General features: G+C 42.8%; 12 protein-coding genes. 9 read left to right on the forward strand and 3 right to left on the reverse strand.

From position 1 onward, the window contains the following. Positions 1 to 113 precede the first annotated feature (113 nt). From QQK00_RS11265 to QQK00_RS11300, 8 genes are all read left to right on the forward strand, one after another. Positions 114 to 1,154: a glycosyltransferase family 4 protein gene (locus QQK00_RS11265; protein ID WP_284217675.1), complete on the forward strand. Its 1,041-nt coding sequence runs from the start codon at positions 114 to 116 to the stop codon at positions 1,152 to 1,154. Next, positions 1,142 to 1,795 (forward strand): methyltransferase family protein, encoded by a 654-nt coding sequence (locus QQK00_RS11270; RefSeq protein ID WP_284217676.1) that lies wholly within the window; start codon positions 1,142 to 1,144, stop codon positions 1,793 to 1,795. Before QQK00_RS11265 ends, QQK00_RS11270 begins: the two co-directional genes overlap by 13 nt. Continuing rightward, positions 1,796 to 2,500: a class I SAM-dependent methyltransferase gene (locus tag QQK00_RS11275; protein WP_284217677.1), complete on the forward strand. Its 705-nt coding sequence runs from the start codon at positions 1,796 to 1,798 to the stop codon at positions 2,498 to 2,500. A gap of 394 nt (positions 2,501 to 2,894) precedes the next feature. Beyond that, positions 2,895 to 4,295, forward strand: coding sequence for a M20/M25/M40 family metallo-hydrolase (locus QQK00_RS11280; RefSeq protein WP_284217678.1), 1,401 nt, complete (start codon positions 2,895 to 2,897; stop codon positions 4,293 to 4,295). Continuing rightward, positions 4,296 to 5,147, forward strand: a complete 852-nt coding sequence (locus tag QQK00_RS11285) for a putative RNA methyltransferase (protein ID WP_348521153.1) — start codon at positions 4,296 to 4,298, stop codon at positions 5,145 to 5,147. Positions 5,148 to 5,152: 5 nt separating this feature from the next. After that, on the forward strand, positions 5,153 to 6,139 hold the full coding sequence (locus QQK00_RS11290; protein WP_284217680.1) for an FAD:protein FMN transferase: 987 nt from the start codon (positions 5,153 to 5,155) through the stop codon (positions 6,137 to 6,139). A 70-nt stretch (positions 6,140 to 6,209) separates the two neighbouring features. Beyond that, positions 6,210 to 7,286: a phosphotransferase family protein gene (locus QQK00_RS11295; protein ID WP_284217681.1), complete on the forward strand. Its 1,077-nt coding sequence runs from the start codon at positions 6,210 to 6,212 to the stop codon at positions 7,284 to 7,286. A gap of 146 nt (positions 7,287 to 7,432) precedes the next feature. After that, positions 7,433 to 8,224 (forward strand): substrate-binding periplasmic protein, encoded by a 792-nt coding sequence (locus tag QQK00_RS11300; RefSeq protein ID WP_284217682.1) that lies wholly within the window; start codon positions 7,433 to 7,435, stop codon positions 8,222 to 8,224. Between the two features lie 34 nt (positions 8,225 to 8,258). Here the strand turns inward: QQK00_RS11300 and QQK00_RS11305 are convergent, their stop codons facing one another. From QQK00_RS11305 to QQK00_RS11315, 3 genes are read right to left on the reverse strand one after another with little or no spacing between them, the layout of a single operon-like run. After that, a complete protein-coding gene (locus tag QQK00_RS11305; protein WP_284217683.1) occupies positions 8,259 to 9,911 on the reverse strand; it encodes a general secretion pathway protein GspF in 1,653 nt (550 codons plus the stop codon). Between the two features lie 21 nt (positions 9,912 to 9,932). Beyond that, entirely contained in the window at positions 9,933 to 12,416 is a 2,484-nt protein-coding gene (locus tag QQK00_RS11310) for a LamG domain-containing protein (protein WP_284217684.1), read from the reverse strand. 2 nt (positions 12,417 to 12,418) lie between these two features. Beyond that, positions 12,419 to 13,528, reverse strand: coding sequence for a hypothetical protein (locus QQK00_RS11315; RefSeq protein ID WP_284217685.1), 1,110 nt, complete (start codon positions 13,526 to 13,528; stop codon positions 12,419 to 12,421). 831 nt (positions 13,529 to 14,359) lie between these two features. Here QQK00_RS11315 and QQK00_RS11320 point away from each other — a divergent pair. After that, on the forward strand, positions 14,360 to 17,074 hold the full coding sequence (locus QQK00_RS11320; RefSeq protein WP_284217686.1) for an HzsA-related protein: 2,715 nt from the start codon (positions 14,360 to 14,362) through the stop codon (positions 17,072 to 17,074).

The following is a 17,074-nucleotide window of genomic DNA, read 5'->3' on the forward strand; positions in this document are numbered from 1 at the left end:
TTTTACCTTTTGGCGTAATTCAATGTAAGGTAACGATGTCACATATAGACGTTCTTGGTTTATGTCAACAACCATGGATACATGAAATTAATCCGCAAAAAAGTCATTGAAATTTGTATTTAATTATTGAAAAAGAGCTAGAGAATATCTCTGGCGGAAATTTATATAACAAACAGCTTGTCTCTGTTCTCTCGGAGTGGGGTATAGGTGTTTGTGTGTATAAACTAAACTCAGAAATTAAATTTGAACAATGGTTAAGCTCCCTATTACCTCATAGCGTAATTATTCTTGATAGTATTGTTGGTGAACCATTTGTTAGAGTGTTAAAAAAACGCCACTACAACTTTAAAATTGTGTATCTTTGCCATTTGCCCATGGGCCTGCGACTAAATGCAGGAAAATCTCAAAAAGTAGTATTACTCAATGCTGAAAAACAAATTCTAAAATGGTCGGAATTTACAATATGCACAAGTGAATTTACTGAGAAGTATCTACAACGTTTGCATGAAAGTTTCATTTCTGTTGTTTTAAAACCTCAGGTAGGTGTACCGAGAGCACAATTGCGAGTTAGGCGTAAAAAAACTACCTGTAATGATGATGCGCTGAATATTTTGTGTGTTGGCAATATTCATGTCGGTAAGGGTCAACTAAAGGTCATACAAGGGCTTTTAGATTTTACAGATGTTCCATGGAATATTACTTTTATAGCTGGCCAATATTTTTCAGACACAGATTATCTATCCGAAATTCAAAGTATTGTTGATCAATTAGGGCTTCAATCGAGAGTAAGGTTACGTTTTGATCTATCTGGAGAACTGCTGTGGGAAGAATACCAACAAGCAAGCGTATTTGTTTCTTTAACCGAATTTGAAACTTATGGAATGGCTCTGGCCGAAGCGTGTTCATTTGGTCTTCCAATAGTGGTAAATGATGTGGGTGGTGTAAGAGAGAGCACTAACAAAGATTCAACTGTTTATCTGTCGAATGACAAGCAGTCGTTTACAAGGTGTTTGCGTCGCATATTTTATGAGCCAATGTTTTTTGAAAATTTAAAAATAGCAGCACTCAAAAATGCAGATGCGTTGAATGTTAGGCTAGATGAACATCAAGCATCTTGTGCTGAGCTAAGAAGTAGGTTGTCATGTTTGAACTAAATTTTGTTTTTTTTATTCTCGTTGTTACGTATTTATCCATTCTATTTGAAATCGTTGTATTGCCAGTGCCGAGTGTTGCGTCGACATATCAGTTATTATTTGTAAATAAAGTTGATGCGGGTGTGCTTAAGTTCGAAAAAGACGGATTGTTAAGAAAAACAAGGCAGCTACCTTTACTTTTGAAGTTGGGAATGTTGCTTATTCCGACAGTGTTATCCGTTCTTAATTTTGTGTTTCCGATAAGTGTTTTTTTTATTCCGCTAGAGTGGGTGGATATGATAATTATCCACGAACTTAAATCTACGTTTGTTTTAATCACTGCAGTTTTGTTCATTCTTGCTGGTCGAATAATTGCCATTGGATCGGTCATCAATATACGAAATAAAAATACTCAACAGGACGATAGTTTTGATCTTAAAACGTCGGGAATATTTGGATTTTCACGCAATCCAATATTGATAGGTATGTATATTTGCTATTGGGGAATTTTTCTCCTCGTACCTAATTGGATTACTTTGCTGGGTTTTATTCTGTATAGCGTGAATATGCATTTCAGAATTTTATTAGAGGAAGATTTTTTGCGATCAATGTTTGGCGATAAATTTGATAAGTACTTTGACAATACAAGGCGATATATTTAAATGGAACAAACTAATCAAGAGGACATTAAAGGCTGGTTTAACAATATATATAAAACGAAAGGTTTTGATTACTTAAGACCTTTGAAAGCTTATAGGATTTTTTTACGCCATTTAAATGCACAGTCGGGACAACGATTTTTAGATGTAGCATGCGGTTTAGGTCTTATGCTTAAAAATGCTGATGAAAATGGTCTAAAGGTGTCAGGGGTCGATTTGTCAGACGAAGCGGTAAAAATTTGTAAACAATATGTACCGAATGCAGACGTTCACGCAGCAAATGCTGAATCACTGCCTTTTGACTCTAAGCAATTCGATATGGTTACTTGTTTAGGGTCTCTAGAGAGAATGATAAATCTGGAGAAGGTACTTCAGGAATTGCATAGGATTGGTGATGAGAATGCTAAGTACTGTTTTATGGTACGTAATTCAAACACTTTCATTTGGCAATTTTTTAAACGTACTTTAGGTTTGCAAAATAAATACGGTCACCAAGATGCTAAGACATTAAAGGAATGGCGTTTGCTGTTCCATAGTGCAGGGTTTAACGTGCTCAAAGTTGAACGAGACCACTGGCCAATTGTGCGCTGGAAGCGTTGGTTGAGTTTTGGGGTTATACCGGTTGATTATGAAAAGATACCGTACAGCCCAATACCAATTAGATTTGCTACTGAATTTGTATTTGTTTTGGACAAACGTCAAAAATAATAGGCGCGCTCTACCATCCGTGTTGTCGCAAGACAATTCGAACAACAGTTACTTTTGTACTTTTCAAAAACTTACTTTGGATTAGTGGATAGATGCTGCGAAAGCTAATGATTTCAATGCCCTATACTACACAACACCATGCCACTCGCCTCGTTCCAGCGACTGTGTGATATGCGGACTGACGTTTGCCTACGTCAATGAAGTAGTAAGATGGCATAGCTATAGTGGCAACTTAGCAAAACAGTGACTTAATTTTCGTCACGCATAATTAGATCATCGAATTAAGGTCTGTTTTTCGATATGATATATGGGCAAGTCCGAACGTTCGATTATCCTTAGAACACATATAATAATATAAATAAAAAAGCCAAGCATATGGCTATTGGAGTATACCATGCGACTGACAAAGCGCCTCGCCGTTGGCGTGGCTTTAAGTATTTTTAGTTATCAACTGTTTGCCGACACATCAGTGGTGAGTGATGAGCAAAAAGCAACCGCCGCTCAACTAATGGAATCTGCACTAGAGAGTGATCTTGGCTTTGACATTGTAGAGTCTTTAACGACTGAAATTGGTCCTCGTTTAGGTGGTTCTGAAGCCGAAAAGCGAGCTAGAGATTGGGGTGTAAAACTTGGCAAAAAGCTAGGTTTTGACAAGGTGAGTATTGAAGAATTTACAATGCCTTTTTGGGACCGTGGGCACTTACATATTTCATTAAATACGCCTTATCAACAAGCACTTTATGGCACTGCATTGGGTGGCGCAGCACCTTCTGAAAAAAGTATTCAGACAGAGGTCGTGTATTTTCGCGATATTCATGCATTATCTGAAGTAAAACCGGGCGAATTGGCTGGAAAGATAGCGTTTGTTGACGGCGATTTACTCGTAAAAAGTCAGACTGGTGCGGGTTACGGCCAGGCAAATCAGCGCAGACGTAAAGGTTGGCAATATGCTGAGCGAGGAAACGCTAGAGCACTTGTCGTTCGCTCAGTTGGATCTGATTCACGTCGCTTTCCGCATACTGGGATGATGAGCAAAGATGGTGACAAATGGGCAAGTATTCCGGTAATTGCCATTTCTAATCCAGATGCTGATCACCTGCGCCGCTTACATAACTTAGGTAAACCCTTAAGCCTGACATTACATTCTGAATCGAAATGGAAGGGTGATGTTAGTAGTGGAAATGTTATCTTAGATCTAGTAGGTAGCGAAAAACCCGAAGAGATCGTGTTAATTGGTGGCCATCTAGATAGTTGGGATTTGGGTACTGGTGCAGTGGATGACGGTGCAGGTATCGCGATTACTACTGCAGCGGCGGCGCTTATTTCAAAATTACCTAAACGTCCTAAACGCACGATTAGGGTCGTAATGTTTGGTGCTGAAGAAGTGGGACTTTTGGGTGCATTTGCGTATGCTAAGCAACATGAAGACAATCTTCACAACCATGTTGTTGCGACTGAATCAGATTTTGGTGCACAAACTATTTGGCAGCTTGTTTCTAATGTTAACCCCGAAGCAACCCTGTTGATAGATGAGATTGCTAAGGTTATTTCACCACTAGGCATTGTGCGCGGCGGATCTGATGTACCCGGTGGTGGTCCCGATATTATTCCTTTGGTTGAACAAGGCGTGCCGACCATTCGTTTAAATCAAAATGGTCGTGACTATTTCGATTTACATCATACGCCAGATGATACACTTGATAAAATCGACCCAGATGAGCTTGCACAGAATATTGCGGCTTATGCAGCGACCATTTATCTGATTGCTGATTCTGACGTTGTGCTTAAAAAGTAAATGACAAACCTCGTGAATGAAAAAGCCTATTGGCGTTGTCCCGTTTGCGAGGAGTTTTTATATAAAATTTCGCGCACGTGGTCGTGTAACAACAGGCATAGTTTTGATTGTGCAAAACAAGGCTATGTCAACTTATTGCTAGCGAATCAAAAAAATAGCAAAGCGCCTGGTGACAATATCGATATGGTGGCTGCTCGCCGCGCCTTTTTGAGTGAAGGTCACTATTTGCCTTTGGCAAATCGACTGGCTGAGATGAGTCTATCGCACATTCGGTCAAATGCTTCAGAGAACAAGGCGAACGTATTTGATGCTGGGTGTGGAGAGGGCTACTATTTGCAGCATATTGTGAAGGCCTGTCAACGTGCATCAATGAGTGTTGATGCAGGTGGCGTTGATATCTCTAAGCCTGCTATTCAAGCGGCAGCAAGACGTTATAAAAGTATTGAGTTTGCTGTGGCAAGTAGCTACACATTGCCATTAATGCCTGACAGCCAAGACCTTGTCATCCAAGTCTTTGCTCCCAGCAATGCGAATGAAATTGCGCGTGTGTTGCGCGGTGATGGCAAGTGGATACTCGTTAGTCCAGCGGCGGAGCATTTAAGTGAACTTAAGGCCATGGTGTATGACACACCGTCATCTCACGAGGTTTCGACAGAGGTACCCGTCGGCTTTAATTCAGTTGAGCGACAAAGTTTGTCTTTTTCGGTGTCTTTGGATACGCCGGAGTCACGTCAAAATCTATTGATGATGACACCTTTTTATTGGACGATTTCTGCTGATAAAAAGCAAAAGTTACTGAATGAGTTAGCGCTTGTTACTGCCTCATTTGACATAAAGGTTATGCAAAAGTGAACTATGTGAATACCGCTTTAAAGCATCTTATTTGTTTCGCCTTAGTTACAGCGGCTACTTTGGCAACAAGTACTTTTGCTCACGCTAGTTGGCATAGCAAGTCAGCTGGCATCATGGGAACCAATATTCATGCTGAAGTATTTCATGAAAATGAAGAAATTGCGAAAATCGCGTTGAATGCAGTGATGATAGAAATGGAGCGTATTAACCAGTTAATGAGCCCGTACATAGATACTAGCGAGTTGTCAAAGGTAAACGCGTCTGCTGCTATAACTCCGGTTAAAATTTCAAAAGAACTCTTTGATTTACTTCAGCTCTCTGCCGAGATATCTGTGCTCACGAGCGGCGCGTTTGATATTACGTTCGCAAGTGTTGGTTATTTATATGACTACAAAACAAAAAAGCGTCCGACACAGCACCAGATTAATACCTTATTAAACGCAATTAGTTACAAACATGTGGTTTTAGATGACGTTGAACTAACGGTGTACTTTTCTCATCCCGATGTAAAAATCGATTTAGGGGGGATTGCCAAGGGACATGCGGTTGACACGTCTATCGAAAAGCTTAAAGCGCTTGGTATTAAACATGCCCTTGTGACTGCAGGAGGAGATACTAAGCTGATAGGTGATAGATTAGGAAAACCTTGGATTGTGGGTATTCGTGATCCACGTAATAGCGATAAACAAGCCGTCGTTATTCCGTTGGAAAACACAGCGATGTCGACGTCTGGCGATTACGAGCGGTATTTTGAGGAAGATGGTGTGCGATATCATCATATATTGTCACCTAAAACTGGAGGCTCCAGTGACGAAGTACAATCCGTGTCGATCATCAGCGATGAGAGTGTGTATAACGATGCCCTATCTACCGCAGTATTTGTAATGGGCTTGGAAGATGGATTGGGTTTAATTGATAACCTGCCAAATTACGAGGCAATTGTGATGGATAGTCATCGCCGCATGCATTACTCAAAAGGATTAGCGCAATAGTGCGATGGTAGGTCAAGGTGCTAACTATCGAATTAGCGCAGACGCCATTGTGTAAAGAATTATGTTAGAAATGCAGCTACGTCAATTATTGCCAAAGGGCGCTCAGTATACAAAAATTGAGACAATACAGTCCCTGTGGAGCGGATACGGTGAAATTTCCCGATACGCTATTGATGATCTACATATGCCCCATTTGGCGAATTGTAATGATGCGAGTATTAACAGCAAACAACTGCCATCAACGCTGATTGTAAAGTATATTCATCCGCCGGCGACGTCTGTTCATCCAAAGGGTTGGAATACGAGTACTTCTCATCAGCGAAAATTGTCGTCGTACGTGAACGAATGGCAGTTTTATCGATGGTATGCCGAAATAGCGAATGACGTTAACCTTGCAGTGTCATCCACTTATTCAAAAGTGCCACAGTATTATGGTGGTTACTGCCCTGATAAAGCGCATCAAAATTTTAATGCCTGTTTACTCATGGAAGATTTAGATGCCGTCGGCTTTGTTGGCCGAGCGAATATGATTGATAAGCCCGTCGCTAACCACTCCACAATAATGGCGGGTATTACTTGGCTCGCCAATTTTCATGCGGTGTTTTTACAACATGAAATAACTAAGGTTTGGAAAATAGGTACTTATTGGCATTTAGCTACTCGGCCGGATGAATGGAAAGCGATGCCAGAATCTGCGCTTAAACATGCCGCCTCTCGCATTGACAAAACGTTGAATGCAGCTAAGTATCAAACGCTTGTCCACGGCGATGCAAAATTAGCTAATTTTTGTTTTAAAGTGTCAACAGATCATAGCGAACCTCAGTTGGCTGCTGTGGATTTCCAATATGTGGGCCAAGGTGCAGGAACAAAAGATCTTGTCTATTTTTTAGGAAGCTGTTTGTATCATGACGATCTGGCGCGCTACTTTAGTGGCTATGTTGATGCATATTTTGCTGCCCTGTCTACATCGTTAGAAAATTTGAAACCTTCCAATATTGACGTGAATGCACTTGAACAGGAATGGCGTGCGTTGATTCCTTTCGCATTTGCCGATTTCGAACGGTTTTTGATTGGATGGTCACCAAGGCATGCAAAGCGTTGCGCCTTTTCTGCTGAGCAAACGGTAAGTGCATTGCAGCAGTTATAATCTTAATACCAATTCTGAACATTCTGTACTATGATGAAACTTGCTGGATTTTTATACTAAACAGGAATTTATTTTTTGCGACTGTTTATCGTCGCGTCTACCACGCACGTTTGAGTTTAGTTTAAGTTCAGCTGAGGGGACGACAAATGCACACTTTCATTTCACGTTTCGTAGGTTTGGTTGCGACTATTCTTGTAGTGTCAGCCGCACAGGCCGCAGAATATGAATTTGCTTCCATACAACAACTTAGTGAGCAAGAAGTTGGTCGCTTAGTACTACCTAAAATCTACGATAAGCTGGATATACCAATAAATATCACCCCTTTGCCCGGAAAGCGGGCGGAACAAGATGTGAAGTCTGGTCTTAAAGACGGCGAAATTATGCGTATTTGGTCGTATGGTGAAGGCAATGACAGCGTTATTCGTGTACCTACGTCATACTACTATTTGCTAACCACGGCCTTCGTTAGAAAAGGCAGTATTATTGATATTAAGCAGCACAGTGATTTGGCCAAGCATCGCTTAGCAAAAGTGAGAGGCGTTAAGCATACAAATGACATTACTCGAGGTATGCCAACGGTGATGGATTTCAACTCTTCTTTACAGATGCTTTCTTTTGTTAGTGTAAGGCGCGCAGATATTGCCTTAACCAACTACTTAGATGGTATGTTAACCATTTACAAGCACAAGCTCAGTGACAAACTAGTACCACTTGAAGGCAACTTGGCGAGATTGGAACTCTATCATTATGTCCACGTAAAACATGCCGAATTGGTGCCTAGAATAGATAACGTGATTCGTACTATGAAGGCCTCTGGTGAGTTAGAAAATTTAGTGCGTTTTGCTGAATTTAGCGTGATAGAAGATTACTCAGCGTGTGATGAAGGTATCGATTGCGTATTTCATTCGATTAAAGACCTTCACGTTAACACTGATTGACGCCATATTTTCCATGCAGTGAAATGAATCAACCTTAAGCAATACGACCGTTGACAATGGGTTGAAATGCCGTCAATGAATCCATCAAACTTGCGTTACCTAGGCCATGGTTTGGGAAATACTCTGCAAGCCTTGCTTGCTCACCATGCAAGGCCAGATAATTGAGTATCACGGTTTCAACCAATAAATTGACGTTATTTGCAGCAGGTGTAGCGGCTGTCTCAACTGAACCGTCTCTGCGCATAAAGCCCAATTGTTGATGTTGCGCCATTTGTACTTCATCAGCGCCAATGAGTTGTGGTGTACCGCCAGGGTTGTATACTAAAAAGAAAGATGATGCGGTCGAAGAATTGTCTCCTGTCCATACACCTTTACCTCTGCCATCTAATGAATCGTCTATCATGCCATTGCTAAATACACTGCCGTCACTGCACACGTACATCATGAGTGGCACGCCGACTCTCGCTGCGTATTCTAAGCAGGCGCCCATACAACGGCCAGCCCGTAAATCTCTAATTTCGCCGGTAGCACGATTGCCCACATGATAGTCATAACCGCCCATTGTAATAGTGCCAGCGCCTGCAAAACCGTTAACGACCAACTTCATAACGGATGCGGTTTTTTGAAACTCACGGTCGTTAGAAAATTCCTCTTCGCTGAAAATGCCGCCCTCACCTACAATAACTGGATCTAGCGCAGGGTCCAATGCACTAGGGTCACCAAATCTATCGGTAATATCTGCACTTTTCACATAACCACACCGAACCAAGTCTTTTACTACCTCATCGCTCGAAATCCCAGAATTGACTCTGCCAAGTTTCATATCGCTAATGCGCTGAATGGATTCCATCACGGCGACAGAATCTCCTTGGTTTAACAAGCCGACTAAATCGCCAGTATCGACTAAACCAGTAACGTCGGATGGCCGGTCTACTTTGGTTGGTCGCTTGCTTTCATCTAGCATGGATTGGGGGGCCATTGAGTTACCACCTGAATCAGAGTTCCGAGATCCAACTAAGGTTAACAGACTGCCGTCTGCGCCAGCTTTATTGATGCCGTACATTGGGTTGTGTGGATTGTTGCCAGTATCGTTTTCAGAGCGAGCGGGAATAACTGCACCGTTTACATTTGCTCTATTGGTAAGGGCTAACTTGTCGGTAATACCGCGTAAAAATGCACTATCAGAATGAAACGCTAAGCCTAGTTCTGTATTTACAAAATCAGACAAGCCTGTATCGGGATTTGCGACCGAAGGCGTCATATCACCCGGTAAGCCTTGTCTTGAATATCCTTGCGTGCTTAAAAAGTCTAATTGCCCGCCTCGACCGCCAACTAATACATTTGAACCCGCAATATTTGCGCCGCCAGCCAAGTCAAATACGATAAATGGGATTTTCCCCGCACCTTGCGTAGCTATTCCGCAGCCGGCTTTTAAGGCTTCAAGGTCGGGTGACAATTCGGCAAACGCTTTTTGAGGATTAGCGAACAAGCTCAGCACTGAGCTGCCAAGTGCCAGACCCGTTCCGCACATAAAGCCCTGAGAAATAAACTCTCTACGTGTAATGGGACGTGCATGGTCATTGTGATAAAGCGCATCGTCTTTACCGTGCGCAGTATTTATTCGAGTAGATGCGCGCCTAATTTTATTTTTAACGCTAAATCGAGTATTGCGGGTATTTTTAGACATACTAGTTTCTCCTATTTAGCGCTATTGGATAGTGACGGCAGCGCTGCCTAATATTGCAGCGCAACTGGCTTTGACAACGGTCGATGTAGTGCTTGAGTGACAGCTATTAGACTGTGAACATCGGCTGAGTCTATTAATAAGGCTATCTAATTCTGAGCGAACGGCATCGTTTGCTGGCTGTGTTTGAATACCTTCGCCCAGCATGTTTGTCAGCAGTGGCAACACAATGTTGTCTTTGGTCGCACTGTTAAACCCGTTATTCGCATCATGCGTAAAATCCATATTCGGGAAATAAGCGCTGCGTAAAGGACTGTCCTCTACTAATGCATCGCAGTACTTGATCGCAAGTTGAGTGATTGCCATTTGGTTTGAGGTTAAAAAGCTACTAATACCAGTGACACTCGGTAATTGCTGCCTCAATTGATTATACGTTGCAAGTACGTCTGTTTGCTGGCTGCTAACAGAGCTTAAGGCTGACATACTGGCATTGATTTCTGCAAAGTGTCGAATACCTATTTCCGCTTGACGGGGAATATCTTGCGGGGCTGCTGGAATAGGAACAGGCGCAAGCGATCGAATTGATTGCATATCGCCTAAAGCATCAAAGCTTAGGAAAAATTCATCTAATTCTGGGCCTTTTTGCACGGGAATGATCGTGCCTTGGCGTGACAATGGTAAGCCTCCAAAATCATTCGTTGTAGGCCTGTTACCGTCTATAATAGTATTCATCGTCGCAAATACTTGACCGGTTTTTTCTTCACGACCATTAATGCCTATGCGCATGCCACGAAGCTCAATCCCATCTAAATTGGCACTTTCATCAAGGCTAATAATGAACGGTTGAGTAAATAAGTAGCTATAGGTGTCAAATTGACTGACTTCATATACCACGTAACTCTGCGCTACATTCACAATATCACTTACGCCAAACATCAAGTAGAATTTCTGGCCAATGCCTGCATCAAAGTTGCTTAGTATTTGTTCATCTGACAATATTCGGTTGTGTATCGCAACCATTCTTATGGTCCCCGAAAATGGGTAACGACTGCTTACTTCACTACCCAAAACAAAAGCGAAGCTATCATCCCAGTCGTTTAACAGACTGCCCGCAATGTCGTCTTCATCACCGGTAAATTCACCATTTACATAGATACGGCGTGCGCCGTTACCACTATAGTTCACCACAACATGCTGCAAAGCTGCCTGTAAATCCTCATCCGCGTCGGCAGTGCTTAAGCTTGGTTCGCCATTCGCATCGGTATTTTCGTGACGAACTAAGGCCTCATAATTGTATAAGGTTTGTCCCAACATAAAGTTTCGTCTGTCATCACCACCAGAGTAACTAACAATGCGAGCCGGCCCTTCTTGTGTAACGTTTGCCGGTGCGACCCATGCTTCAATGGAAAACTCGCCCGTTGCGGTAATTAGGTCGTGGAGCTTTTTACTCGTGCTTGTCGTCGCTTGGGCTTTGCCATTTTGAAGCTGGATACCGTAACCACCGACCCAATCATATGATCCAGACAGGGTTAAATTGATGGCTGGCGATACACCACTGGTATCAAATGCAGTATTACCAGAGCCCGTTTTAAACTCCCATTTTGCAATAAGGTCAGATTCAAAGCGACCACCACCACTGGCAAGTGTTCCCTCAACTAGCGAAACGGCATTCGACGCAACAAGGTTGCTGTCCAATTCAGTGTTGGGAATTGCGTCTGCCATGGTTTGAATACTGTCTATAAGTGTTTGCCCGTCTTGTGAACAATCTGTCCAACAGTTGTGGAATTCTTCAGAAATGCGCACAACAATTCTGCTGTCGTCGGGTTGATCTAAGTTTAGTTTAGGTATTGCCGCCAGATATGCTTCGGTCAAATCCTCTGCGCCAATGTACGGAGAGATGGGTATAGCTGCGTTGCTTCTATGACATTCACTGCAATAAGTTTGCAACAACGGATGCAAGTTTTCTGCAAATAAACGACTATCTTGCGGAAAGTTTTTGTTTGCACCTACGGTTCTTGCAGCGGGTGGTGTTAGCTCAATAGTTGTCGCCGAGGCATCGTTGTCTAGCCATTTACCAATCCAGGTTGCCATCAAATCGCCACAAGCATCGTTACTACTCAACCAACAGTTATGACCGCCAGCGACTTTAGTTACGAGCAATGAATCTATGGGACTTGTTTTATTGACTAGCGTATTGGCAAGTGCATACGCCTCGTTAATGTCGTCATTTCTAGCGAATGCAGGCGCTTGCTGATTTTGGATATGGCATGCACCACACTTATCCGTTGTGGCAATGTTGTCCCAAACATTTATTTTAAAATCTTGTACGTCATCAGTGGACGCCGCTGGGCCAGTATAGTTTTGTACTGGGCGGTTATCAGGTGGTGGTACTGGGGTTTCCATCACGTTTGTTTCACCACCACCACAAGCACTCAAAACGACACCGATAAGTAAAATAATAGGTAAGTATGGCACTGACATTGTTGACCTTATATTTATTGGGCGCATGCTTATTCTCCTTTGCAGTAGTTGGCAGTGGCTGCAAAGACTGGCTTCATTAAATAGCCATTTTGGGAAAATTGGGTCGTTACTGTCGAGATAAGTGCGCGGTCGTTTTCATCTTGTGGAGTGCGTAAACAAACGTTTTCGAAAACTTTTGTGACTTGACACTGCGCAAACTGTTGGCTATTGGCAAGTTCTTCCCCCATGCTTTTAGCGCCAAAACCAAACCCTTGCAGTTGTTCAGACCATCCGAGCACCTGGTTAATACCTGCGCGCCAATAATTATCCCATCGGTCATCTTCAATCACAAAACCAAAAGGGAAGTTATTCGCATTTATTTGATGTTTTTTGCTGACTCGTGAACCGGTTGCCGGATCTATTTGCCCTACTTCATTATAAGTCAAGCGCCCGTTTTCTCCTTGGGGGTCAGCTTTAACATCATATGTATATTCGTAGTAAGCGAAAGCTTGCGCCAAGGGATCCATGCCGCTATGACACCCTGAGCAAGAGTTTGAAAATATACGACTGTCTCCCCCGGGGCTTCGGCTTAAATCTTGGCGGATGCGATCTGGTGGTAAGCTGGTATCTTTTAGGGCCTCAAGGTCGGTACATAAGTGATTAATCAAAGTAAAGCGCAGCATCGCTCGATTTGTACCGTCTTTAAAGAATGATTTAGCGCCAGCTCTTGTTGTCATAACACCTGCAGTAGCATCAACGGGTATGCCGGTGATGGCTGATTGCGTGTTCCGGACTAAATGTGTGGATAAATCGATACCGTTGTTTTCTGCACTCAAGTAGTGGTCGTTATTATTTATTGCATAGTTTGGTAAGCCTGAAGCATTCGCGGTATATATAATATCTCCGCTAAGCAACAACCTAAAGTCAATGTCGTCACGTACCATACCAATTACTGTGGCAGTATAGTCATTTAAAGGGGCAAAAATATCACCTTCTTCATTTGTCCAAGGGCTTACCCAATGCTTTAGCGTGATGTTATAAAATGCGGGGTTTTCCATAGCAATTGCTGCCGCGTCAAGCGGCCTATCATTCGCGATATGAGCAGCCATTTCGTTCAATACCGTGATGCTTGGCGGCACACCTGCCAACCGGTCATGCATGCGTTTTGCTTGGCTTGTACTATCTGCCTGTGCGTTTAAGGAAACGAGAAATGAGGTACATAAAAGTGTGGTAAGTGGCAAAGATAATGATCGAATATTTTTTAGGTATTTGTCCCTGAACCTTTTTAATGAGCGAAACATATCTACTTACTCCCGTGTCGCGATCTGGTACTGCCAACATGGGCCATTTATACAACGTGATTCGATTGTTATGGTTATGCAGCTAAGGGCTTATGTCTAATCCAGAATACTTAACAAGTTTCACGCCATAAACGATAAGGCATTGAAATATATTGATAATTTTTTATATACAAAAAAAGTTAATCGAAAATCGCGTCATTTGTGTTACTTTTCATCAACACTCGTCTGGCTCAAATTGCCACGATTTCATTAAAAAACATCAAATAGCCATGTAAATCAAATGCATACAGTGTTTTATCGACTTTACCCACTTAGTTATTGCGTTTAATTCTTAAATATAAAATCCACAATTGTAACAAAATCTCTGCCCTGCCAAGCTATTGAGCATCTATGTGCTTACGGGGACTCATGTAATAAAGCGGATGTAGTCGGCATTTTGAGACACTTATATCGGCAAATAATTACCGGTATTCTGTCTCTCTTACCGCAAGGCTTGTTATACAACATAGAGATATCGGTTCATACATTGCTGGTGCATATATTGCTTTAGTAGTGGTTTTGGGATCATAAATACCCATGCGGTGCGTTTGTGCGTTTTGTGAGGTAGGAAAAGCGTCAGGCGATCTGACATATCAGTGTTGTTCCATATTGATATGTCAACGTATTGAAGAATTAGGTGGCAGTATGCGAATGTGCAAGCAAGAACAAGTGCAAGAATTTACGCGAATTGGGTTGTTCGGTATCTCGTTGCTTGTTGTTTTCATTGCTGGATGTGGGGGGGGATCTGTCGGCACCGAAACTCAGGCTCCAGACCCCGTTGTTGTCGACGTACCTATTGCTTACATTGAGCGTAATATCGAGGTGTCTGATGGCGAGCCAATTAGAACCTTAAGCGATCCTATTCAATTTATTCCTGGTGCCACTCTTTTCATCAAGCAGCGTGCAAATGCATCGGCCATTCCCGTCAATTTAAGTGAACGTATGTTTCCTGATGCCCTAGATGATGAAGGTGCACCGCTACCAATTGATATCAAAGATTTAAAAACGGATTACAGCGGTAATCGAATCATATTTAGTGTGCGAGCCCCGATGATAGACAACATGGATGTTGAGCCCACATGGAATATTTGGGAATATGACCGTTTGTCCGATACTCTGGCGCGCATTATTGCCTCTGATATTGTTGCTGAAGCGGGTCAAGATACTGGCCCGGTATATTTAGCTGACGGTAGAATCATATTTAGCTCAACGCGTCAGAGAGGCAATCAGGCAAGACTCTTAGACGAAGGGAAACCTCAATACGCTGGCTTAGAAGAAAGTTTAGATGCGCATGCATCTGTTTTGCACATCATGAACGCAGATGGCAGTAATATTCAACAGATTTCTTTTAATCAAAGTCATGACCTCGACCCACTTGTACTACCAAATGGTAAACTTCTTTTTAGTCGCTGGGATCAAAACGCTGGGAACAAAGGGCTAAACCTATATCAAATGAATCCAGACGGTAGTGAGCTGGAGATAGTGTACGGTCGACATAGTCATGACATTATCGATGGCGCAGGTGATGTACAGTATAGTAAAGCTAGTGTAACCCCTGATGGCCAAGTGTTATTAGGGCTCAATTCTTTTTCACAAGCCCGTTTTGGCACTGACTATGTGACCATTGATATTGACAATTTTGTTGATTTTCAAATGCCAGTTGACGGTATTTCATCGGTCTCTGAGTCTGCACAGCAAAGTGCATTGCTAGAAGGTATTGACTTAACTGGCGAGATTTCAGCTGCTGGTTTTATCAACGCATTGTATCCTCTTTGGGATGGTAGTGGACGTATTTTATATAGTTGGAGCCAGTGTCGATTATTTGCGCCCCTCGAGAACGTAGAAGAACCAACTGATGACACTGAACAGCCTGCTATTGAACGCAAAATAGCGCCTTGTACAATTGATAATATTGCAGACGAGGCATTTGAGTTAGCGCCGCCTGTTTACGGCTTATGGATGTTTGATCCAGCAGAAAATACGCAATTGTCACTCGGGTTACCAGTAACGGATAAAGTCGTGAGTGAAGTGGTTGCGATGGAGACAAAACCGTTTCCAGCTAATCCGTCAACAACAATCGATAGAACGGCTACAAGTTTGATTGATAGTGGGTTAGGCGTCTTGCATATAAAGAGTGTCTACGACGTAGACGGTGAAGATACCAGTCCATTTGGATTAACAATAACCTCTGACCCTTCGCAGATAAGCGCAAGTGATAGACCTGCAAGGTTTTTGCGGGTGGTCAAAAGCGTTTCAATTCCAGACGATGACACCCTTGACTTTGATAATGGCGCCTTTGGGCGATCACGTGGGCAACTTATGCGTGAAATCTTGGGTTACACGCCAATTCAACCTGATGGCTCTGTAGAAGTGGCTATTCCGGCTAACGTGCCTTTTGCAATAAGTGTTGTGGATGCGAGTGGTAAACGTATTTCTCAGCGACACAATAATTGGTTGCAACTGATGCCAGGTGAGCAAAAGTCTTGTATCGGCTGCCATACTGCAGAAAGTGAAGCCCCTCATGGTAGAGAAAGTGCGCAAGCGGCATCGATCAATTTAGGCGCCCCAAACACTGGCCAAGGTTTTCCGGGCGCTAACCCAGCCTTATTTGCTGATTTGGGTGATACAATGGCACAAACCTACACAAGGGTGGTTGGTTTGCCCATGCTTTCGCCAAACATTGCGTTTGAAGATGTATGGGTAAATTCAGACAGCCAACTGCCTGAGCCGAGTTTTGAATTCGCATATGCTGACTTAGAGACACCTCTTCCTATTAGCCAAAGTTGTGCACAATCTTGGACGTCAGTTTGCCGCGCTGTGATTAACTATCCTGACCACATTGCGCCGATATTCGAGAAAGATCGTCAAATTCTCGACGAGGCCTTAAATCTTGTTAGTGACAATACTTGTGTGACTTGCCATGCGCCAAATGACGCTGATGGCGTCTTGCAAGTGCCTTTAGCCAATTTGGACTTATCCACGACACCGTCGCCAGAAAATGCCGATTTTCTTACAAGCTACAGAGAGTTATTGTTTGCTGACAATGAGCAAGAGATCATTGATGGCGCCCTGCTTGATAGACAAGTGCCGGTGCTTGATGCTCAGGGCAATCAAGTGTTTGAAGAGGACGAAGAAGGTCAACTCATTCTTGATGGGGAAGGCAATCCTATTCCGGTGACTCAATCGATTAACGTAAATCCAAGCATGCGAGTTGCAGGGGCTGGTAATAGTGGCAGATTCTTTGCAGTGTTTGAAACGGGAAGTCACCAAACATGGCTTTCTGACGCAGAGTTGCGACTAATTGCAGAATGGTTGGATGTCGGTGGACAATATTATAACAATCCTTTTGATGCACCCGAGGACTAA

Origin of the sequence: Agaribacter marinus, assembly GCF_030160655.1 — a bacterium.
GTDB lineage: Bacteria > Pseudomonadota > Gammaproteobacteria > Enterobacterales > Alteromonadaceae > Glaciecola > Glaciecola marina.

What these genes read in the sequence shown, in the direction of transcription:
- QQK00_RS11270 (WP_284217676.1), top strand. Translation starts at nt 1,142, where the DNA reads ATGTTTGAACTAAATTTTGTTTTTTTTATTCTCGTTGTTACGTATTTA.
- QQK00_RS11310 (WP_284217684.1), bottom strand. Translation starts at nt 12,416, where the DNA reads ATGCGCCCAATAAATATAAGGTCAACAATGTCAGTGCCATACTTACCT.
- QQK00_RS11305 (WP_284217683.1), bottom strand. Translation starts at nt 9,911, where the DNA reads ATGTCTAAAAATACCCGCAATACTCGATTTAGCGTTAAAAATAAAATT.
- QQK00_RS11315 (WP_284217685.1), bottom strand. Translation starts at nt 13,528, where the DNA reads ATGCATGACCGGTTGGCAGGTGTGCCGCCAAGCATCACGGTATTGAAC.
- QQK00_RS11320 (WP_284217686.1), top strand. Translation starts at nt 14,360, where the DNA reads ATGTGCAAGCAAGAACAAGTGCAAGAATTTACGCGAATTGGGTTGTTC.
- QQK00_RS11295 (WP_284217681.1), top strand. Translation starts at nt 6,210, where the DNA reads ATGCAGCTACGTCAATTATTGCCAAAGGGCGCTCAGTATACAAAAATT.
- QQK00_RS11275 (WP_284217677.1), top strand. Translation starts at nt 1,796, where the DNA reads ATGGAACAAACTAATCAAGAGGACATTAAAGGCTGGTTTAACAATATA.
- QQK00_RS11280 (WP_284217678.1), top strand. Translation starts at nt 2,895, where the DNA reads ATGCGACTGACAAAGCGCCTCGCCGTTGGCGTGGCTTTAAGTATTTTT.
- QQK00_RS11285 (WP_348521153.1), top strand. Translation starts at nt 4,296, where the DNA reads ATGACAAACCTCGTGAATGAAAAAGCCTATTGGCGTTGTCCCGTTTGC.
- QQK00_RS11300 (WP_284217682.1), top strand. Translation starts at nt 7,433, where the DNA reads ATGCACACTTTCATTTCACGTTTCGTAGGTTTGGTTGCGACTATTCTT.